Raw genomic sequence first — 20292 nt, 5'->3', positions numbered from 1 at the left:
CCTCACTTCCGGTGTGTGTAGTTCGTCGCCTCGACGGGAGCCTTGACCGTGACCGCGCCGGACCGCTGGAAGTGCAGCACGAAGGTGACCGTCTGGCCCTTCGTCGGCTTGCGCTCCAGGTCCATCAGCATCAGATGGTTGCCGCCGCGCCCCAGTTCCAGCTCGCCGTGCGCGGGCACGGACAGCGACTTCACCCGCTGCATCTGCTGGTCGACGGTCTCGTGCAGTTCGACCTTGCCCGCCACGTCGCTGGAGACCGACGTCAGCTTGTCGGCGCTGTCGCCGCTGTTGCGTATGGTCAGGAAGCCTCCGGCCATCTCCTCGGTCGGCGGCTGGGGCACGTAGGCGCCGCTGACCTTCAGCTCCGGACGGCCGTCCCCCTTGCCTCCGTCCTTGCCGTCCCCGCCGTCGGAGGAGCAGCCGGTCAGGGCGAGCGCGCACACCGCGCCCAGTGCCAGGGCGGGGAGCGGTCGGCGTGCGGCGGTCACGGGTTCTTCCCCTCGATCAGCTCGGGCAGGTCCTTCTCGAGGACGTCCGGCCCGGAATTGCCCTCCGTGTAGAGGACGTGCGCCTTGTCGTCCTCGGGGGAGAAGGCGAGCACCTGGGCACCGTGCGTGGAGACGATGTCGCCGTTCTTCTTCTTGTACGAGGGCGAGATGCCGACGCCCACACTGCGGGCGCCGGCCTGGATGGTGTCGAAGTCGCCGGTCAGCCCGATGAAGGACGGGTCCTGGCCGTCCAGCCACTTCCGGAGCTCCTCGGGCGTGTCCCGCTTCGGATCGCTGGTGACGAAGACGACCCGCAGCTTCTTCTGCTGCTCCTCGGGCAGCTTGGACTTGGCCACCGAGATGTTGCTCATGGTCAGCGGGCAGATGTCCGGGCAGTGCGTGTAGCCGAAGTAGAGCAGCGTGGGGCGGCCCTTCGTCTTCTCGATCAGGTCGTAGCTCTTGCCGTGCGTGTCGGTGAGCGTCAGATCGGGCTTGCTGAAGGGCTGGTCGAGCACGGTGCCGCCCTTGTGCTGCTGCTTCTCGACCGTCGCCGGTTTGTCCGCGGCGCTGCCGCCGCCGTCGTCGTCGGAGCCGCAGCCCGCCAGGGCGAGCCCGGCGGCCACGACCAGTGCCGCGGCTGCCGCGGTCGTTCTCATGGTGCGCATAGTGCTTGTCCGCATCGTGCAGTAGGGATCGTGCAGGGGCCGGGGTGGTGCGGGCGGCGGCCGGCGCCGCCCGCACCACCGCGGGGGAAGGTACGGGCCGGGGTCAGGCGGTACGGCGGCGACCCGCCAGGACGCCGAAGGCGATGCCCGCGACGCCGACGGCGATGCCCACCGCGCCGAGGACGCGCGCGGTGGTGTCGGACCCGGAACCGGAGTCGTCCTCGGGTGCCGCCGCGGTCTTCCCGGCGGCCTTGGCGTCGTCCGCCGAGTCGCCCGCGTCCGCGCCGGACTCCTCGGCCGCCGCCAGCTTCAGCACCGGCGCCGGGTGCTCGGGCTCCGCCGCTCCCTCCTTCGGCTCCTCGATCCAGCGCACGACGTCGTCGTCGTCATAGGTCTGCAGCGCCTTGAACACCAGGCGGTCCGCGTCCTCCGGAAGCTGCCCCATGGAGACGGGGAACTGCTGGAACTCGCCCGGCTCGACCTTTCCGCCGCTCCAGGTGACCTTCGAGACGGCCTCGGTGACCTTCTCGCCGTGCAGCGTGATCGGCTTGTCCAGCTTCTTCTTCTCGACCTTGACGTCCCAGCCGGGTACCGGCTGCGGCATCACCGACGTCAGCGGGTGATCCGCCGGGAAGTTGACCTCCAACTCGACGGTGGACGCGTCGTCCTTCTCGTTCGGCACCTTGAAGTTGACGGTGCTGTAGCCGCCCTTGGCGGCCTCCTGCGGGTCGACGCCGACATGCGCCGACGCGGGCCCGGCGACCAGCAGGACGGTTCCGGCGGCGAGCGCGCAGACGGTTGCGGCGCGACGGTTCGCGATCTTCATGAAATGAGCTCCTGATGGCACAGGACGGATGGCATGGCATCGGAGGCGGGCACCCGGGCGCGCGGGGCCCGCACCGCGCGCCGCTGCCACGGCCGCGCCGGCCGCACCCCGTGGCGGGGGCGGGCAGTTCGGTCCCGGTGGGCGTCGTGCGTGCGTCAGGCCGCGAGCGCGAAAGCGTCCGCCTGCCGCGCGGGCGGACCGCGCCGGTGCACGGAGTGCAGCAGCAGCGAGGACGGGGGCGCCGTCTCGTCCTCCGGGCGCGCGCGGACGGGCCGCGCCGGAAGCCGCGGCAGCAGCCCGCTGTGCAGGGCCCGGACGAAGGCCAGGGCGGTGCGCAGGGCACCCGCGGCCAGCAGCTCCTCGGCGACCGCCGCGGCTGCGTGGGACAGCCGAACCAGCCGCCACAGCGCGGCCTCGCCCCGCCGCAGCATCCAGCCGAGCAGCAGCGCGGCACACAGGTGCCCGAGCAGCATCGGTACGTCGAGCAGTCCGGCCGCGGCGCGCGCCGCCTCGTGCAGGCACTCGAGCGGGGTACCGGGGAAGGAGCCGGCGGCGGCCTCGTGCGCGGAGTGCGCCCCGTCCGCGGTGCTTCCGGCGCCGCCCGCGCCCGCGGCGGTCCGCGGGTCGAGTCCGGCTTCCACGACCACGCGCCGCGCCTCGGCGTCGCTCAGCGGCGCGCCGCCGCCGTGGCACAGCAGCGTCCCCGCCAGAGCCCGGATGCCGCCCGGCTGCGGCGCTGCCGGAGCGGTCGCCGCCGCTCCGGCGTGCAGCCGGTGGGAGCCCATCGAGAAGACCAGGTGCAGGGCGACCTGCCCCAGCGCGAGCAGCCCCGCGATGCCCGGCAGCGAACGCTCCCGCCCGGCGAGCGCGACGGCGACCGCGAAGACGCAGCCGAAGCCGAGTGCCAGCGTGCCGAACGGCAGGACCGTCCCGGCGGCGAGCACATGCCCCGCGGCGGACACGGTGACGCAGACCGCGGCGAACACCGCGGCCCGCAGCAGTCTCAGGTCCGCACCGGCAGTCATGGCCGCGCCATCATCTCACCGCCGTCCCGGCCCGCACACACCAGGGCCACACCCGCTCCACCGGTGTTCGACCGGCCCACCGGTGCCCGGGGCCAGCGTGCGCGGGTGGCCCCGGGCGGGGGCGCGCATCCCGGTGCGTGCTTCCGGTGCACCCGCACGCAGGGACACCGCCCCGCCACCCGGCGCCGCGCTCTTCCGCCGTACGGGGGGCATCGCCGCGGCACCGCGTAGTGCCGGTACGCGCAGGCAATAGGTAAGCCGTGTGTCGAGCCGCATGGAGGGTGAGCATGAGCAGCCTGTGGTGGTCTCTCCGGCTACGGCGCGAAGCCGCCAGTGTGCCGCTCGCGCGCCAACTCCTGCTGAGCTCGATGGCCTCGGCCGGTGTCGACCCGGATGTCGCCTACGACATGTGCCTGGCGCTGTCCGAGGCGTGCGCCAACGCGGTCGAGCACGGCAGCGCCGCCGGCGACCTGGGCGGCGCCTACCGCGTCTCGGCCTATCTGGAGGGCAACCGCTGCCGCATCGAGGTGGCGGACACCGGCCCCGGCTTCCCCGCCGGATACGACCCCCGCTGCGGGAACGAGGCGGAGAGCGGACGCGGCCTCTACCTGATCGAATCCCTCGCCGACCACGTGCGGTTCCGCAACCGCTCCGGGCGCGGCGGAGCCGTCGTCAGCTTCGACAAGGTGCTCGCCCGCCGCGACGGGCATCTGATGACCGCCTCCTGAGCCGGGCGCATCGCGCAGCGGGCAGGGGCCGCTGCCGGCGGTCCCGCCGCCTCACGCCTCGGCCGCGGCGGACCGCGGCCCGCGGGGCACGGCGGGGTTCCGGTAGCGCAGCAGCAGCATGGCGGCGTCGTCGTGCAGCGGAGAGCGCACATGCTCCTGGATGTCCAGCCGCACGGCCTCCAGCGCGCCCTCCGCGTCCGGGTCCTTGAGCAGATGGGCGCGGTGGTCGAGCGGATAGAAGAGGTTGTCGCTGTCCCGGGCCTCGGTGACGCCGTCGGTGTACAGCAGCAGTTGGTCGCCCGGCGCGAACGGCACCTCGTGCGGACGCGGCGGCTCGCTGCCGTGCAGGCCCAGCCCCAACGGCAGGGAGCGCCGCGGCGGCTCGGCGAAGTGCACGCTGCCGTCCTGCCGGACCGCCAGCGGGGCGGGGTGTCCGAAGTTCAGCAGGGTCGCGGTGCGTGTCCCGGCGCCGTGCGGTACCTCGGCGAGCACCGCCGTCACGAACTTCTCGCCCAGCAGATGCCGGTCCAGGGCCCGTTCCAGCCGGTCCCCGACCGTGGCCAGGTCCGGCTCGTCGTAGGCGGCCTCGCGGAACGCGCCGAGCACCACCGCTGCGGTCTCCACCGCCTCCAGGCCTTTGCCCTGGACGTCGCCGATGATCACTCGTACCCCGTGCGGCGAGGTGACCACCTCGTACAGGTCGCCGCCGATCCGGGCCTCGGCGACGGCCGAGGTGTAGGAGACGGCCACCTGCAGCCGCCCGGCACTGCGCGGCACCGGGCGCAGCAGCACCCGCTGCGCGGCCTCCGCGATGGAGCGCACGTTGGCCAGCTCCGCCTCCCGCTTCTGCCGCATCGCGGTCGCCACCAGCGCCGCCACGGAGACCCCGGCCACGGAGATCAGCGTCGCGTTGCCGCGCCGCTCGCCGAACTGGCCGTTGTAGAGACCGAGCGCGATCGACAGCGCCATGGCCAGCGCACCGACCAGTGCGGTGCGCCGCTTGCCGCCGCTCAACCCGGCGAAGGCCGGACCGAGCGCCATCATCGGCTGCAGGCCGATGCCGGGCCCGCCGGTCAGATCGGCGGCGCCGACGGCACCCATGGCGAGGAAGGGAAACGCGGACAGCAGTCCGGTCCGCAACCGGGAGACCAAAGCGTGCTCTCTTCCTTGTCGATGACAGGCGCAGCAGGCTCGTGCCGTGACGTCGTCTCCCGTCATCGCCGCTGTGCTCGGTGGTCCGGTCCGGATCCCCGGCCGGTGCCGGGGCTGCCGCCCGGCCGGGCGCCGGGGCCGCCGCCCGGCCGGTGCCGTGGTGTGCCCCGCGGCGTCCGCTACCGGGCGGTGCCCGCCGGCGCGCCGGCACCGGGCGTGAGACCGCCCGGTGCGTGCGGGCTCACGCCCGCAGCTTCGCCATCCAGCTCTCCACCTCGGAGCTGCTGCGCGGCAGCGCGGCGGACATGTTCCGGTTGCCGTCCTCGGTCACCAGGATGTCGTCCTCGATGCGCACACCGATGCCGCGGTACTCCTCGGGCACGGTCTCGTCGTCGGCCTGGAAGTAGAGCCCCGGCTCCACTGTCAGGCACATGCCCGGCTCCAGCGTGCCGTCCGCGTAGGTCTCGCGACGGGCGACCGCGCAGTCGTGCACATCCATGCCGAGCATGTGGCCGGTTCCGTGCAGCGTCCACCGGCGCTGCAGACCCAGCTCCAGCACGCGCTCCACCGGGCCCTCCACCAGACCCCATTCGACCAGCCTGGTGGCGAGCACCCGCTGCGCCGCACGGTGGAAGTCGAGGTACTTGCCCCCCGGCTTGACCGCGGCGATGCCCGCCTCCTGCGCCTCGTACACCGCGTCGTAGATGGTGCGCTGCAACTCGGTGAACCGGCCGTTGACCGGCAGGGTGCGCGTCACGTCGGCCGTGTAGAGGGTGTGCGTCTCCACACCGGCGTCGAGCAGCAGCAGCTCGCCCGAGCGCACCGGACCGTCGTTGCGCATCCAGTGCAGCGTGGTGGCGTGCGGACCGGCCGCGCAGATGGAGCCGTAGCCGATGTCGTTGCCCTCCACGCGGGCGCGCAGGAAGAACGTGCCCTCGATGTAGCGCTCGGAGGTGGCCTCCGCCTTGTCCAGGGAGCGGACGACGTCCTCGAAGCCGCGCACGGTGGAGTCGACGGCCTTCTGCATCTCGCCGATCTCGAACGCGTCCTTGACCAGCCGCATCTCGGCCAGGAAGCCCCGCAGCTCCTCGTCCCGCTCGGCGGTGACCTGGTCGGCCAGCGCCGCCTCGACCCCGGCGTCGTGGCCGCGGACCACCCGCACCGGGCCGGTGCCCCCGCGCAGCGTGTCGGCGACCGTCCGGACGTCGGCGCAGGGCAACCCGTACAGCGTCGCGCTCTCGGTGAGGCTGTGCCGCCGGCCGACCCACAGCTCGCCCTGGCCGTGCAGCCAGAACTCGCCGTTCTCCCGGTCGGAGCGGGGCAGCAGATACAGCGTGGCGCGGTGGCCGCGCGCCCCGGTGGGCTCCAGGACGAGTACGCCGTCCTCGGTCTGGTTCCCGGACAGGTACGCGTACTCGACGGAGGCCCGGAAGGGGTACTCGGTGTCGTTGGACCGGGTCTTGAGGTTGCCCGCGGGGACCACCAGACGCTCGCCGGGGAAGCGCGCCGACAGCCGCTCGCGCCGCTCGGCGAGCTCCGCCGCCTGTGCGACGGGCTCCAGATCGTGCAGCTCGGTGTCGCTCCAGCCGGACTTCATGTTCGCGGCCAGCTCGTCGGAGACGCCCGTGTACAGGCCGTTCTTCCGCTGCTTGATCGGCTGCTCGTCAGCGGCGTCTGCCACGTCTGCCTCCTCTTCGACGGATAAAACCACCTTCCATCGTATGGGTGGGGCCCGGTTGGTCCACAGCCGTGCGCATGTGACGTTGAACGGTGCCGTCGAGCGCTGCCGCGCGCCGCGCGGCCCGGGCCGCGCCCGTACCGCTGCCGCCCGCCGCCGCGCGCCCGCCCGTGGCTGCGCGGCCGACCGCGCGCACGCGCTGCGCGGACCCCGCCCGGCCTCCGGGGGGCCGGAGGCCGGGCGGGGGCGCTGCTCAGAAGCGGGCGGCCAGCAGGACGACGTCCTCGGGATGGTCGGGCAGCTCCGCCAGCGGCCCGGGCAGCACCGTGCGCAGCACGTGGTCGACGAGGGCGTCCGGGTCCTCCCGGGCCGTGCGCGGAGCGGAGGCGGCGGCCGAGCGCAGCCGGGCGAAGGCGCGGTCCATGGAGTGGCCGGTGCGGTGCAGCAGCCCGTCCGTGTAGCACAGAAGCGTTTCGCCTTCGCGCAGGACGACCTCCGCGCTCGGCGCCTCCCAGCACGCCAGCATCCCCAGCGGCGCCGAGACCGCGGTCTCCACCGGTTCGATGCGCCGGGGGCCGACGATCAGCGGAGCGCAGTGCCCGGCCCCGGCGAGCAGGACCTTTCGGCTCGCCGGCTCCGCGTAGGCGAACAGCGCGGTGGCCGAGCAGGAGGGTTCGGTCAGCCGCAGCAGCAGTTCCAGGTCGGACAGGACAGCGACCGGGTCCTCCCCCTCCATCACCGCGTACGCCCGCAGGGAGGCCCGCAGCCGGCCCATCGCGGCCACCGCCGCCGGCCCGCTGCCGGTGACACCGCCGACCGCGAGTCCTACCGCCCGGTCCGGCAGCGGCAGCGCGTCGTACCAGTCGCCGCCGCCGCGCGGACCCGTGCGGTGCCGGACCGCGAGGGACACCCCGGGGACGCGGGGCAGCGCACTCGGCAGCAGTTCCTCACGGAGGGTGACCATGTCCGCGCGGGTGCGGGCACGCTCCCCCAGACGCGCGCAGTGCTCGGTGGCGTGCCGCAGATAGCTGTCGAGGAGTTCCCGCCGACGGACGGTGGGCTCGCCCGGCTCGTCGAAGAACCAGACCGCCGCGCCGAGCCGGGTGCCCGACCCGGTGGTGAGCGGCACACCGTAGGTGGCCGCGTAGCCGAGGCGGGCCGCGACCTCCCGGTGGCGGGGGGAGAGGTCCGGGTCGGCCGCGATGTCGGGGCAGACCAGGGCGGGGTGGGCGAGCCCGGCACCCGGGCCGGGTACGGGCTCCGCCCCGGCCTCGCCCGGCCCGGCCGCACGGCCGGGGCCCTGGCTGCTTCCCCGGCCGCGTTCGTGGCCTGTTCCATGGCCTGTTCCATGGCCTGTTCCATGGCCTGTTCCATGGCCGGTTTCATGGCCGGTTTCGTGGTCGGGACCGTGGCCGGGATTGTGCGGTCGGCTCGCTCCGTCCGCCGCAGGGGCCCCGCCCGTCTCGTCCGCCGGGCCGGTGTCCGGCCCGTCCGGATGACCGTGTCCGGCATCCGGTCCGCCCGGACGGCCGCGGTCGCCTTCCGCCTCTTCCGCCTCTTCTGCGTCTCCTGCGTCGAGGACGCGCGCGTAGGTGGCGGAAAAGCGCGGAACGGTCTCGATCTGCCCCAGGTCGGCGCGGCCGAGACCGAGCCCGATGGTGCGTTCGGTGGCCCGCTCCGGGGAATCGGAGGGTTCGCTTCCAGGGTCGGTGCCGGGCGCGAGCGCGACCATGCCGCGGGGGGCGCCCAGCAGCGTGGCGCCGGCGCGCAGCGTCTCGCGGAGCGCCGAGTCGAGGCTCGTGGTGCGAACGAGGCGAATGGTGAGGTCGTGAAGGGAGGAGAGGTCGCCGATCCGGTCCCGGTCGGCCGGCGAGCCTCCGGGGTCGAGCGCGGCGGCCCGCGAGGACGAATCCGCAGCGCAGGAGGCAGCGGAAGCGGAGACAGCGGGCCCCGGAGCCGCGGTGGAGACCGCTGCGGCGGAGGCCGCTGCGGTCGGCGACGTGTTCGAGGAAACCGCCGACTGGATTCCAGCCACTTTCGGCAGGTGCGGGGAGGTCATGGGCGGCAGCTCGGGCTGCGGGTGAACTGTCCCAATAGCATCGCAAACCCCCATGTCATGCTGCTCCGCTATCAATGCCACTACATCTACACATGCCGTTGGGGCATGTCCAGCACGTGCGCTGCAGTGCCGAGAATGTCCGGCGAGCGGGCCCGTCCCACGGGGGCAGGCCGAGAGGTGAGAAGATTGGCGGAAAATCGCCCACGTGGCGTGCATACTGCTGTCGACTGAGGCCATTCGGCGGCGCGTTGGCACCGCTGTTGCGGGTACGGAACCCTGTGGAGAGTCACGGCGTCCTAGGGAGCAGCGGGCGCTGACCCGCCCGCTTCTTGCGGGAGGGCACCAGCCGCAGGATTGCACCAGTCAGCACATGCGCGGTACGGCGGACCACGAGCGGTTCCCGGTAGAAGACGAGCAAGTACGAGCAGCACCGGCGCAGGTGGCAGTCCACGGAGCGAACGCCATATGCGCGCCACCCCCCGCCACGTTCCACGCTCGACCCGCAACATGATGCGCTGTTCGGCACGCACGGTCACCAGAGTTCCGCGTGGTGTATTGAGCTAGAGATCGGTCGGCACGGCCAGTTGGCGGTGTTTGCGGTGTTCATGAAATAGGCGTTGTTCGGCGTTCACGGAAAGGAACGAGCGCTCATGCGCGAGATCCTCGGAAGGCGACGCTCCCTCCGGGCCTGGGCGCAGCTCCAGGGCCGACGGCTCTGGGCGCGGTCCGGACGGTACAACCACAGGTCACCGATGCGGAGCACGGCGCTGACGGCGGCCGCCCAGTGGCAGTGGCCGGTGGTGCCGGGCGCCGCGCTGGCCGCCCCGGGGACCCGCGGCGCGTCGGCTGTGTGCGCGTGTCCGGACCCTGAGTGCGTGGTTCCGGGGGCACACCCCTTCGACCCCGTACTGCTCGCTGCCACCACCGACCCGACGATGGTCCGCTGGTGGTGGCGGAACCGGCCGGACGCCCCCGTCATCCTCGCGACCGGCGGCGCCGCGCCCTGTGCGCTGAGTCTTCCGGCCGTCGCCGGGGCGCGGGCGCTCGCGACGTTCGACCGCACCGGCGTCCGCGTCGGCCCGGTGATCGCGACGCCCACCCGCTTCTCGGTGCTGGTCGAGCCGTACGGGCTCGAAGAGCTGGGCGAACTGCTGTACGCCCAGGACCGGGTGCCCAGCTCGCTGCGGTTCCACGGCGACGGCGGCTATGTGGCGCTCCCCGGTTCGCTCACCGGCGCGGGCAAGGTGCGCTGGGAGCGGGAGCCCGGCGGCGTGGAAGCGGGCCGCCCGTGGCTGCCCCGGATGGAGACGCTGCTCGACGTACTGGTCGAGGAGAGCGCCGCTTCCCCGGACAGCGGAAGCCGGCTGGCCTACTGAACGACGTGCGCGGCGCGGACGCGCCGCGCACCGACCGCGCCGCAGACGCCTGTGCCGGAGCCGACTGCCCCCGAGCGGACTGCCTCCTCCGAGCCGGGGGTGCCCGAGTCGGGCGGATTCGAGTCGGACGGATTCGAGCGGGTGTCCCGGGCGCGGGTCGGCTCGGTGCCGCCAGGCGTCGCCCGTACTCGGCTCGTGCCGTCGCTCGCAGCGCCGCGCCGGTTCACCGGCGGCGGCACGGCAGCGAGTGATTCACCCGTACGGGTAGGAGCCGACCGGAGTTGCGGGGGAAACGGGCCGCTGTAGCGCCTCGGCGGCCCCTCGGTCCCGATATGTTCACCTCATCAGTCGGTCCGGTCCTCTCCGCGTCCCAGGTGGGTTCCCTCATGCACCAGCCGCAACAGAGAGCTTCCCGGCTCCGTGTGGTCACACTCGCCAGCGCGCTGGCGCTCGTCGCCGCGGTGCCTCTCGCGGCGGCGGTGGCGGGCCAGGACGCGCGCCTCGCCGCGGAGGTCTTCCAGGCCGCCCAGCCGCGGCAGACCGGGAACGGAACGCCCGGGACGCACTCCTCCGCCCCGCTCCCGCCCGAACCGGGGGATCCGGCCACCTCGTGCGGGCTGGAAATCGTCTCGCCCCACGGTGTGGCGGCCCGCGTCTGTGTGTTGACCGAAGGCGGTGACACCTGGGCCCGCACGTACTACCGCAACCCGACCGGCAGCAGGCTGCCCGCTCTCCTCACGCTGCACGGGCCGGACGGGCGGACGGCACGGGTGCGCTGCGTCCTGCGCGGCGGACACGAGGGCGGCGTCTGCGAGACGCCGCGCGGTGGGACCTCGGAGACCTCGGATGACCGTGCGCCGCTGGCGGCCCACGCGTACTCCGCGGTGGCCGAGGTCAGCTCGGTGAACGGGGAGCGGCTGCTGCGTGCCGGAAGCCACCGCTAGCCTTCGACGGAGTCTCAACTCGCCGTGCTGCGCGAGGAGTTCACCGGTGTCGGTGCAGCCGTCCGGCATCGGACACAAAAGAACCCGGTCGCTGGCGACGGGGGATGCACCAGCGACCGGGCTCTTAGAACGGTAACAAGAGATCGGCGGTTAGCAAATTCGATCGCCCAGATCCGGACGCCGATTTACCTGTGGGTAGGGCGAGTTGAGGTGCCAGTGTGACGGGAGTCACGGTCACGAAACCTTCGCCGAACCGGCACAGGAACCCGCCGAAACGCCTCAGCTCAGCGTCACCTGACGGTTGGTGAGGCCGCTCCGCGCCCGGCGCTCCTCGGATGTCAGCGGCGCCGTCACCGCCAGTGCCTCCGCCAGCCGTTCGGCGAACGCCGCCGCGGGCTTCTCGCAGTCCTCGGACCTCATACCGCGCGGCAGGTCCCACACCGGCACCGTCAGCCCGTGGGCGCGGAAGGAACCCACCAGCCGCGACTCCCCGGAGCCGTCGCCCGGCTCGCCCAGCGACGAGGCACCGGCCGCGTGCAGCCGCGCCAGCGCGTCCAGGAGCTGCTCCTCGGGGTGGGTCATCACCCAGCGCAGATGGTTCTTCTCCGGCGCCTCGCACCAGTACGCGCCCGCCACGGACGCGAGCCTGGCGGTCGGGATGACCGCCTCGTTGGCACTCTCCAGCGAGGCCGCCACCTCGCCGGCCGCCTGCTCCTCGCCGTCCAGCCAGAACTCGAACCCCGAGTGGACCTCCGGCACGAACGGCGCCTCCAGGTCCAGCAGGTCCTGCAGCCGCGGCCCGTCCGGCGCCGGACGGCCCGCGTCGACGGGAGTGCCCGGCTCGGCGGCCAGCGCCCGGTTCAGGGTGTCCGCCAGGTCGCGGCTGATGTCGCCGGACGCCGTGTCGTTCTGCAGCCCCAGCAGGACCTCGCCGCTGTCGCGGCGCAGCGCGGGCCACGCCATCGGCAGCACCGTCGCCAGGGTCACTGCGGGAACCCCCTCCGGCAGGCCGCCCTTGAGCGTGAGGCGTGCCGTGGCGGCCGGGACCAGCTCACGCATCGCGACCCAGTCGCTCTCGTGCGGAAGTCCTTCGAACGGGCGGCGCACCAGCTCGGTGGCCGCCTGCGCTGCTGCCCGGCCGTGACACGCCTTGTAGCGGCGGCCCGAGCCGCACGGGCAGGGCTGCCGGGCTCCCACCACCGGGTAGTCTCCGGCTGCTGCCGCGCCCGCGGAGGTTCCGGCGGGCGCCGCGGCGGCTGTCTGGGGTCGGCGCTTCTTTGCCATGCGAGCGGTTCTCCAGGTGTGCGGCGATTGTGGAGTCCGCGATCCTAGTGGCTCGACGGCATCCGCCGCCGTCCGCACTCGGCGCACCCGGCCCGCCCGGGGGCGGTGGCGCCGCTCCGTGCGGGCCGTCCGATGGCCGAACAGGGGCGATCGGGAGGTCCGCTGCGGCCCGTCGCGCGCCGGGGCATGCTGTGGCGCCGGGCGGACACCTGGCGCCGAGTGGCCACGGGCCGGCATGGGCCGACGCGGGCCACGGGCCGACACGGACCGACGCGGCCGACAGGGACCACGGGTCGACCCGGGCGACCCCGGACCGACCGGGCCGGGCCGGGCCGGCGCCTGCCGGGCGGGGCGGTCGAGGACCGCCCGCCGCTAGCGGAGCTCCTCCACGGAGGCCAGATCGAACTCGCCGCTCAGCCCGCCTCCGAGGCTGGCGGCGACGCGGCCGCTGAACGAGCTGTCGGGTCGCAGCACGGCCCAGACCGTTACCCCGGGTGGCTCGTCCGCCGGGGTGCCGGGTTCCGAGCGCACCCCCCAGTCGCGGGCGAGAGCCGTGATGATGGCGAGCCCTCGGCCGCCGCGGGCGGTGACGGAAGGCTTGGCCGGAAGTGGACGGGTCGGGCCGCCCCCGTCCGTGACCGCGATGGTCACCTCACCTCGTACGTCCCTGCGCCACGACGCCCTGACGGTCTCCACCGGGTTGCTCGCGCTGCTCGCTCCGGTCGTCTCCTCGTGCAGCGGCCGCGCGTGACGGGACGCATTGCTGAGGAGTTCGGAAAGAATCAAGATCGCATCATCGACCACCGAATCGGGTGCTCCGCACGCGAGGAGTTCCTCGCGCATCCTGCGCCGTGCGACGCGTACTCCCGACGGACCATGGGGCACGGCCATGGTCGACGAAGTAGGCACCTCCTGTGCCACCACCAACGCCACCCCCGAGACCTCCTTTGCCCCACGCCATCGGGATGAATGCCCCAGTAGAGTGCGGCGGAAACCGGCCACACCCCTTCTCTTGACGCACCCGCGCGGCTGCAATAAGCACCGGGTGCGCCGGTGCACACCCTCCGACCGGCGCCCGCGAGCTCAACCGGCGAGCCCGCGCCGGAGTTGGGCGCGTACCAGGCGGGGCCGGTTGGTGATGATCGCGTCGACACCGAGCCGCACGCACAGCTCGACGTCCTCGGGTTCGTCGACCGTCCACACGTGCACCTCGTGGCCCGCGCGGTGCGCCCGGGCCACGTACTCCGGATGCGTGCGCAGGATGCGGATGCTGGGGCCGACGGTGCGCACGCCGTACGGCAGCCTGCCGTCCCGGTGGCGGGGAAGCAGGAACTGGGTCAGGAGCACCGTCGGTATGTCCGGCGCCGCGCCGCGGACCCGCTGCAAGGAGCGCGCCGAGAAGCTCATGATGCGGACCGGTGTGCGGAGCCGGTGCCGGTCCAGGAGCTCCAGCAGCCGCTCCTCCACCTGGCCCGCCCAGCGGGTGGGGTGCTTGGTCTCGATGGCCAGTTCGACCGGGCGCGGTGCCTCGGCGACCAGGGTGAGCAGGCGGTCGAGGGTGAGGACGGAGGTGCTCTCCGGGTCCGCCGTCACCCCGAGCGGTCCGGCCGCGCCGAGGGGTCCGGCCGCGGCGAGGGGTTCCGCACGGCCGGGCGGTTCCGCGGGGCCGGGGCGGTCGGCGGTGCGGGTGCGCCCGGTCGCGCTGCGGCGTACCGGGGGCCAGGCGCGGCGGTCGGGGCCCTCGGCGGACTCGGGGGCGGCGGCCGGGTCCGCGATTCCGCCGTGCGCGTCGGCGGCGTGCGTGTCGGCGGCGTGCGTGTCCAGTGCGCTGTCCGGCGACTCGTACGGGTCGGCGTGCCGGTCCATCCAGGAGCCGAAGTCGAGCGCGGCCAGGTCCGCGAGCTCCAGGGCCGAGACGGCGCCGCGGCCGTTGGAGGTGCGGTTCACCCTGCGGTCGTGGACGCAGACCAGATGGCCGTCCGCGGTGAGCCGTACGTCGCACTCCAGCCCGTCGGCGCCCTCTTCGATGGCCCGGCGATAGGCGGCCAGCGTGTGCTCGGGTGCCGCCTTGGAGGCACCGCGATGGGCTATGACGGACGGCAGGTGGTCGAGGCGGTGGCGCGACCCGGCACGGCTCTCGTTGCTCACCGGGATATCGTGCCACCGGGCCGAATGGACACACTGTGCAGGGTTCTGCGGAGCACTTCGCCGGCGTTCGTGGGGTTTCGGGCCGGTGCCCGGGCCGAGTGGGTCCGGTGCCGGTGCGCCGAGGGGCGGTTCGGGCCGGGTCCGCCGAGGGGCGGTTCGGTGCGGGCGCGCCTAGGCTGGGTGCCGTGATCACGCGTGTGGGTGACGTCGCGCCGGAGCCGACCCGCGCGCGCCCGAGAGCGGCTGGAAATCCGGGAGCTGCGGGGAAAATGGGGTGGCCTGTCCGGTTCTGGGTCGATGTAAAGAAGGGGGTGCGGACGCTCAGCGTCGGTTTACGCCCGTCTGATGTGTGATGGGAAAAGCTGTCTCTGGATACCCGCGTACGTGAACACGCCCATCTCTGCGATGTCGTGTACCTGATGAGGAGTGAGCTGTGAGCACCGAGAACGAGGGCGCTGCCGTGACGCCTGCGGCGGGGCCGGGTCCCACGCCCCCGGCGCCGGTCCGGGCCCCGTCGACCGGCGCCCCGACGAGCCGCGAGGACGGCGACTTCTCGCTGCCCTCCCCTGACTCTTCCGACCCCGTCTCCGCCGACGCCGCCACCGACGCGGACCGTACGCAGAAGGGTCCGGACGTCCAGGACACGGTCGTACCGAAGAGGGAGTCCATGGACGACACGCTGGTGCAGCCACGGCAGGGGGACACCGACGCGCCGCCCCCGGCCCCGCACTCCGCGGCGGACGATCCCGGGATCCCCGCCCCGCAGCAGCCCGCCGACGCACCGGTGGTCCCCGACCCGGCCGCGGCCCCCGCCGCCCCCGGGACGCCGCCGTCGCCGCCCGCTTCCGCCGCGCCGGCCCCGGTGGCAGCCGAGGCCGGCGGCCCGCGGCAGCCCGGTGACGACCCGGGCGCCGGTTCCGCACCGGACTCGGGCCCGCCCGGTGCGGGCCAGTCCGGCGGCTGGGGCCAGGGCGGAACGGGAAACCCGATGCCCCCACCGCCGCCGCCCTACGGCGGTCCGGCGGGCCCCGGCGGTCCGGCGGGCCCGGGTGGTCCCGGCGCCGGCGGTCCGGGCGGCGGCATGCCCCCGCACGACCCCTGGGCGATGCCGTCCGGCCCGCCCGGCCCGGAACCCGGCGGCAGAAAGCGCCGCGGCGGCCTGCTCGCCGGTGTCCTCGTCGCCGCTCTCGTGGCAGGCGGGATCGGCGGCGGAATCGGCTTCTGGGCCGCCGACCGCAGTGACGGCGGCGCCACCACGATCAGTTCCTCCGGCGACCCCGAGAAGCTGAACCGCTCGCCCAAGTCCGTCGCCGGCATAGCTTCCAAGGCACTGCCGAGCGTCGTGACCATCCGCTCCTCCGGCGGTGGGGAAGAGGGCACCGGAACCGGGTTCGTCTTCGACAAGGAAGGCCACATCCTCACCAACAACCATGTGGTGGCCAACGGAGCGCAGGGCGGCAAGCTGACCGCGACGTTCTCCGACGGCAAGAAGTACGACGCCCAGGTGGTCGGCAAGGCGCAGGGCTACGACATCGCCGTGCTGAAGCTCAGCGGTCTCGGCGGCCGCAAGCTGGACCCGCTGCCGATCGCCGACTCCAACAACGTGGCGGTCGGCGACGCCACCATCGCCATCGGCGCCCCGTTCGGCCTCTCCGGCACGGTCACCACCGGCATCGTCAGCGCGAAGAACCGTCCGGTGGCCTCCAGCGACGGCCAGGGCAGCAAGGCGTCCTACATGAGCGCGCTCCAGACCGACGCCTCGATCAACCCCGGGAACTCCGGCGGCCCGCTGCTGAACGCCCAGGGCGCGGTCATCGGCGTCAACTCGGCCATCCAGCCGGGCGGTGGCGGAGGCGGCATGGAGGGCGGCCAGTCCGGCAGCGTCGGCCTCGGCTTCGCGATTCCCTCCAACCAGGCCAAGCGGGTGGCGAAGCAGCTCATCAAGACCGGCCGGCCGGTCTACCCGGTGATCGGCGCGACCGTCCAGCTGGGCGGCAACGGCAAGGGCGCCACCATCTCCAACACCGGTGAGGGCGGCGCCGACCCGGTCACCCCGGGCGGACCGGCGGACAAGGCGGGCCTCGAGCCCGGCGACGTCATCACCAAGCTGGACGACACGTTGATCGACAGCGGGCCCACCCTCATCGGCACCATCTGGACCCACCAGCCCGGCGAGAAGGTCAAGCTCACCTACGAGCGGAACGGCAAGGAGAAGACCGTCGAGGTGACCCTCGGCTCCCGGAAGGGCGACGACTGATCACACGCTAGGCTGTTCCCGTGTCGTGCGCGCGACGACACCTGGAGGCGTGCCCGAGCGGCCGAAGGGAGCGGTCTTGAAAACCGTAGAGGTGGCGACACCTCCGTGGGTTCAAATCCCACCGCCTCCGCAGACGAACGGCCTCTGACCTGCAACGATGGTCAGAGGCCGTTGGCGTGGGCGGTGCCCGGTGGCGACTGTGGTTCCCTGTGGTTTCCGGATGCATGGGCACGGGAGGGGCACGACGGCCCAGTGACGACGAGGCTGGCGACATGTGACCCATGGATGCGCAGGACGGCCTTCGGCATCGGCCCCCTCGGGCCGCCGACGACGTGCAGGACGAGCACGACTGCATGATCCCCCTCTTCTGATTAGTTGTAGCGCGGGGCCGGGGGCACAGAGATCAGTACGTTCCTGTGTGCTGCGATGGAAGAGCACTTCGGCCTAGCCGATGCGCCAGGTGAGTGACCGCCGACGCCTTGAGGCTGAATGGCATGGACACGCCCTATTTGCTGTCAATTGAAGGCCGCGCAGCGGAGGGCTGTAGAGCGGCTCGACCGCCTAGTTGCTCTGGGAGCCAGTCACCTGATATGCTATCAAGTTAACTTGCGGCAGCGTCAGTTGAGCATCGCGCCTGCCTCGCTTAGGGAGAGCTAGGAAGACAGAGAACCTTGTAGATCTTCCGCCAATCGCGAGGAACCAGATGCGGGTCGACGGTCGACTTGCTACTTTCGATCTCTGCAAATACGCGCGAGCTTAGGGGCAGTAATAAGGGATGCCAACGGTCACGTTCACTGATCAAGTATTGCTCCATATCTCGACTTGTAAAAGTGCTGAACTTGCTGCCTTTCCAGAATCCGGAGGCAGGTACCCTTTTCCTCTGGCGCAGCTCGTCAAACAGGCTGTCACCGACCGCTTATTGCTTGCCGGAGAGCACTTGCGTGCAGGGGATCACCTTCTCTTTGCGACGCAGTACAGGTCAGCGATTAGCCGCCATTATTACGCAATGTACCACTCTGCGCGCGCTATAGTATATGCGGAATCCCGCGGAGATGACCATGAACGGCACAATATATTGCCGAGAAAGCTTCCGGCGGGGCTGGATGACCCCGCGAAACGCGAGGCGGAGTTGACGGATGCCCGGTTACTCCGTAACCAGGCTGATTATGACGCTTACCCAATTAATGAATCTGATTGGGAGGCGGACGCTCGTACGCTCGCCACTGCTGCTGCCGATTTTCTCCAGTCGTGTGAACTCTTTGCCTCTAGGGAAGGATACATTTAATGTCGGAAATCGACTACAGTGAAAAGATCTCGCGGTCGCTCGGTGAGGCAAACATTTCCATCGTGCGGATCGATGAGCGCAATTTTCCTGGCGAAAAATGGTTCGTTGTGTGGGTTAATGAAGATTTCTTGGTTACAGCTCAGAGTCTAGCTGGGTCGATTGAGCAGGAACTCAACAACGTGGTCTCCGGCCCTTCTGGCTATTCTATAGTAGTGACTTTTAGGCCGCACAGGAAAGAGGGGCAAGACCCTGATGGTGTCAAAAGTACTGGACCGCTATCAGGTTCTCAGGTCGACCAGTTAATTCAACTTCTTGAGGCGAGGTCACGAACCTCGGATGCTTTGCCAAGTCTGAAGTATATGGAGGATCCACGGGCCAGTCTCGCTGCGGTAGGCGCCTCGCGTCACCACCTTGTCTACGGACGACGCGGTGTCGGGAAAACCGCCCTGCTTCTCGAAGCAAAAAGGATCGCAGAGAAAGATGGTTTTGTTACTGCGTGGATCAATGCTCATACCTTGCGGCGTCTGGGCGTAGGTGCTGCCTTTCTGGCGATCGCAGAGGTGGCTTTGAATTCGCTACTTCAGCACGCTGGATCATCACAGGGCGGTGTATATGTCAGGCTTAAGGGAATCAGTGAGCGAGTTACGCAGTTGCGTTCCGGCGGAGCAGTGACTGAGGAAACCATCGCCGAGCTTATTGCCGAGTTGAACCTCGCTTTGCGTGCAATTCTACGAGAAGATCTTGTCTGTCTCTATCTGTACCTAGACGACTTCTACCTATTTCCTATGGGGTCACAGCCGAACCTGCTTGACTGTATAGCTGGTATGCTTCGTGACTGCAATGGCTGGGTTAAGGTGGCGAGTATTGAGCGACTTACCCGACCTTTTGAACCCTCTTCCCGGATTGGGATTGAAATTCCTCATGATGTTTCGAAGATTGACTTGGATGTTACGCTTGAGGACCCGGCTGCTACACAAAGCTTCCTTGAATCGGTCCTCTCCAACTACACGGCTGCAGTCGGAATTGGCAAGCCTGCGGTTCTAGCGAATGACACCGCTCTTGGACGCTTGATCCTTGGGTCAGGTGGAGTTCCCAGGGATTATTTGAATCTTTTCGCATCCTCGATCGTTGCAGCGCGATCACGTCCAAAGGCTCGCCAGATCGGGCGCGAGGATGTTGCCGAAGCTGCGGGACGCGCCTCCCGAGGAAAGAAGCGGGACCTGGAACAGGATGTCTCTTCCAATAGCGCGCAGGCCCTTCTCGGTGCACAAGAACACCTCTGCGCGGAGGTTCGCAAAACCGGCTACACCTATTTTCGAATCAATGCTGCCCAGAAGTCTCACCCCTTTTATGAGATTCTCGCGCAACTTGTCGATCTGCGATTTGCGCACTTGATCCAAGGAACGCTATCTGATCAAAAAAGGCGGGGCGTCAAATATGAGGCCTATATCCTCGACTTGAGTGAGTACGCTGACGTTCGCTTGAAGCGGGGACTGCGCGTTCTAGACCTACGGGAGGGAAAGTGGAGCTTCCGAGTCAGCGGTACCAAGGGGACGGCTAAGCTGCTAACAGGGACTCTATTGCGAGACGAGCTTCGCCGTTCTCCCGTGGTGGATCTTGATGACCTAGCTGCACTGGTCGGCTCTGCATGACCTTCCCCTAGATTAGGGATTCTGCATTGTCGTGTTCTGGTTCGTACGCTAGGGGGAGCGCGCGATTGGCGGCGTAGGTCGGCGCAGCGGCTTTGGGCTGGAGCTTCCTTGGGGCGAAAGATCAGAGACCCTTAAGCTTATTGCGACCCAGGCAGCACCTCGTCTTCCCGCAGTAGCCTGAGATGGGCCCCTGATCTTTGAGGCTCACCCCAAGGCGGCTGCCTAAGGCCGTGGGGCCGACCGCCCCAGCCACGACGTGCCCCTCTTCACGGCTCGCGTCCCCGCGCGGGCAGGCGGCCGGACCGGAGCGGGCCGAAGACAGGGGCGTCGGCGGCGGCGAGCCGGGCCGCGCGGCGCGAGCGGAGCGAGCCCTTGAAGTCGTAGAGAAGGTTGTTACTCACTCAGGCTGTCGGCCGGTCGAGGCATGTGGCGTTGGGCGTAGGCGGCGTGTATGGGCCGGGCGATGAGGACGTAGCTAGTGTCGTCCTCGACGGCGGTGAAGGCGTAGAACTGGCCGTTGGTGAGGCTGCGTGAGGCGCGTTCCTGCTCCTGGTCGTCGTGGATCCAGTGGCGTACTGGCCGTGCTGTTGGTGGATGGAGCTGGTCCGCGATCGCGGACTCGAGCATGGAGCCAGCGCAGGGCAAGACGTGGTGTCCGCGCTGAGGTTGAGGCGAGCCAGTAGGTGCGGCCGAGTGGCACCGTCGTGACTGCTTCGGACCAGTAG

At 70.8% G+C, this 20292-nt stretch carries 17 protein-coding genes and 1 tRNA gene; 7 read left to right on the top strand and 11 right to left on the bottom strand.

Annotated elements, in window-relative coordinates:
- Nucleotides 1-2 precede the first annotated feature (2 nt).
- The 4 genes from A949_RS39440 to A949_RS0131150 form a co-directional block, all read right to left on the bottom strand.
- Nucleotides 3-488, bottom strand: coding sequence for a copper chaperone PCu(A)C (locus A949_RS39440; RefSeq protein WP_019359987.1), 486 nt, complete (start codon nucleotides 486-488; stop codon nucleotides 3-5).
- Complete coding sequence (locus A949_RS0131160; protein WP_019359986.1) at nucleotides 485-1153, bottom strand: SCO family protein; 669 nt, start codon at nucleotides 1151-1153, stop codon at nucleotides 485-487. The genes A949_RS39440 and A949_RS0131160 overlap by 4 nt, the downstream gene beginning before the upstream one ends.
- Nucleotides 1154-1256: 103 nt before the next feature.
- Nucleotides 1257-1979 carry a YcnI family copper-binding membrane protein gene (locus tag A949_RS0131155; protein WP_019359985.1) on the bottom strand — a complete coding sequence of 241 codons (723 nt, stop codon included), beginning with the start codon at nucleotides 1977-1979 and terminating at the stop codon, nucleotides 1257-1259.
- A 155-nt stretch (nucleotides 1980-2134) separates the two neighbouring features.
- Nucleotides 2135-3004 carry a hypothetical protein gene (locus tag A949_RS0131150; protein ID WP_019359984.1) on the bottom strand — a complete coding sequence of 290 codons (870 nt, stop codon included), beginning with the start codon at nucleotides 3002-3004 and terminating at the stop codon, nucleotides 2135-2137.
- A gap of 287 nt (nucleotides 3005-3291) precedes the next feature.
- Here A949_RS0131150 and A949_RS0131145 point away from each other — a divergent pair, with 287 nt between their 5' ends.
- The gene (locus A949_RS0131145; RefSeq protein WP_019359983.1) at nucleotides 3292-3732 is read left to right on the top strand and encodes an ATP-binding protein; all 441 of its coding nucleotides are present in this window, start codon (nucleotides 3292-3294) and stop codon (nucleotides 3730-3732) included.
- A 51-nt stretch (nucleotides 3733-3783) separates the two neighbouring features.
- Here A949_RS0131145 and A949_RS35200 read toward each other — a convergent pair whose 3' ends face one another.
- The 3 genes from A949_RS35200 to A949_RS0131130 form a co-directional block, all read right to left on the bottom strand.
- Entirely contained in the window at nucleotides 3784-4884 is a 1101-nt protein-coding gene (locus A949_RS35200) for a PP2C family protein-serine/threonine phosphatase (protein ID WP_019359982.1), read from the bottom strand.
- A gap of 241 nt (nucleotides 4885-5125) precedes the next feature.
- Entirely contained in the window at nucleotides 5126-6565 is a 1440-nt protein-coding gene (locus A949_RS0131135; protein WP_019359981.1) for an aminopeptidase P family protein, read from the bottom strand.
- Between the two features lie 250 nt (nucleotides 6566-6815).
- A complete protein-coding gene (locus A949_RS0131130) occupies nucleotides 6816-8621 on the bottom strand; it encodes a PP2C family protein-serine/threonine phosphatase (protein ID WP_019359980.1) in 1806 nt (601 codons plus the stop codon).
- 650 nt (nucleotides 8622-9271) lie between these two features.
- On the opposite strand from A949_RS0131130, the gene A949_RS0131125 reads away from it, so the two are divergent.
- Together A949_RS0131125 and A949_RS0131120 are read left to right on the top strand one after the other, a co-directional pair.
- Nucleotides 9272-9997, top strand: coding sequence for a bifunctional DNA primase/polymerase (locus A949_RS0131125; protein ID WP_019359979.1), 726 nt, complete (start codon nucleotides 9272-9274; stop codon nucleotides 9995-9997).
- A 422-nt stretch (nucleotides 9998-10419) separates the two neighbouring features.
- Nucleotides 10420-10941: a hypothetical protein gene (locus tag A949_RS0131120; protein WP_237735956.1), complete on the top strand. Its 522-nt coding sequence runs from the start codon at nucleotides 10420-10422 to the stop codon at nucleotides 10939-10941.
- Nucleotides 10942-11220: 279 nt separating this feature from the next.
- Here the strand turns inward: A949_RS0131120 and A949_RS0131115 are convergent, their stop codons facing one another.
- From A949_RS0131115 to A949_RS37085, 3 genes are all read right to left on the bottom strand, one after another.
- Nucleotides 11221-12225 (bottom strand): DUF5926 family protein, encoded by a 1005-nt coding sequence (locus tag A949_RS0131115; protein WP_026005218.1) that lies wholly within the window; start codon nucleotides 12223-12225, stop codon nucleotides 11221-11223.
- Between the two features lie 372 nt (nucleotides 12226-12597).
- The gene (locus tag A949_RS0131110; RefSeq protein WP_019359976.1) at nucleotides 12598-13068 is read right to left on the bottom strand and encodes an ATP-binding protein; all 471 of its coding nucleotides are present in this window, start codon (nucleotides 13066-13068) and stop codon (nucleotides 12598-12600) included.
- A gap of 240 nt (nucleotides 13069-13308) precedes the next feature.
- Nucleotides 13309-14328, bottom strand: a complete 1020-nt coding sequence (locus A949_RS37085; protein ID WP_037708362.1) for a glycerophosphodiester phosphodiesterase family protein — start codon at nucleotides 14326-14328, stop codon at nucleotides 13309-13311.
- 712 nt (nucleotides 14329-15040) lie between these two features.
- Between A949_RS37085 and A949_RS0131100 the strand changes: the two genes are divergently transcribed.
- The 4 genes from A949_RS0131100 to A949_RS37080 all read left to right on the top strand — a co-directional run bounded on the left by A949_RS0131100 (nucleotide 15041) and on the right by A949_RS37080 (nucleotide 19567).
- A complete protein-coding gene (locus A949_RS0131100) occupies nucleotides 15041-16630 on the top strand; it encodes a trypsin-like peptidase domain-containing protein (RefSeq protein ID WP_192817179.1) in 1590 nt (529 codons plus the stop codon).
- Between the two features lie 43 nt (nucleotides 16631-16673).
- A tRNA-Ser gene (locus A949_RS0131095) sits at nucleotides 16674-16760 on the top strand.
- Nucleotides 16761-17405: 645 nt separating this feature from the next.
- A complete protein-coding gene (locus A949_RS39820; protein WP_158687660.1) occupies nucleotides 17406-17915 on the top strand; it encodes a HEPN domain-containing protein in 510 nt (169 codons plus the stop codon).
- Nucleotides 17915-19567, top strand: coding sequence for an ATP-binding protein (locus A949_RS37080; RefSeq protein ID WP_078565586.1), 1653 nt, complete (start codon nucleotides 17915-17917; stop codon nucleotides 19565-19567). Before A949_RS39820 ends, A949_RS37080 begins: the two co-directional genes overlap by 1 nt.
- Nucleotides 19568-19833: 266 nt before the next feature.
- On the opposite strand, the gene A949_RS39575 is transcribed toward A949_RS37080, so the two are convergent.
- On the bottom strand, nucleotides 19834-19968 hold the full coding sequence (locus A949_RS39575) for a hypothetical protein (RefSeq protein WP_272944220.1): 135 nt from the start codon (nucleotides 19966-19968) through the stop codon (nucleotides 19834-19836).
- Between the last annotated feature and the right edge of the window lie 324 nt (nucleotides 19969-20292).

It is taken from the genome of Streptomyces sp. AA1529 (assembly GCF_000280905.1).
Taxonomy (GTDB): Bacteria; Actinomycetota; Actinomycetes; order Streptomycetales; family Streptomycetaceae; genus Streptomyces.
The sequence above is the reverse complement of the archived record's forward strand: the minus strand, read 5'-3'. Positions and strand labels throughout refer to the sequence as shown.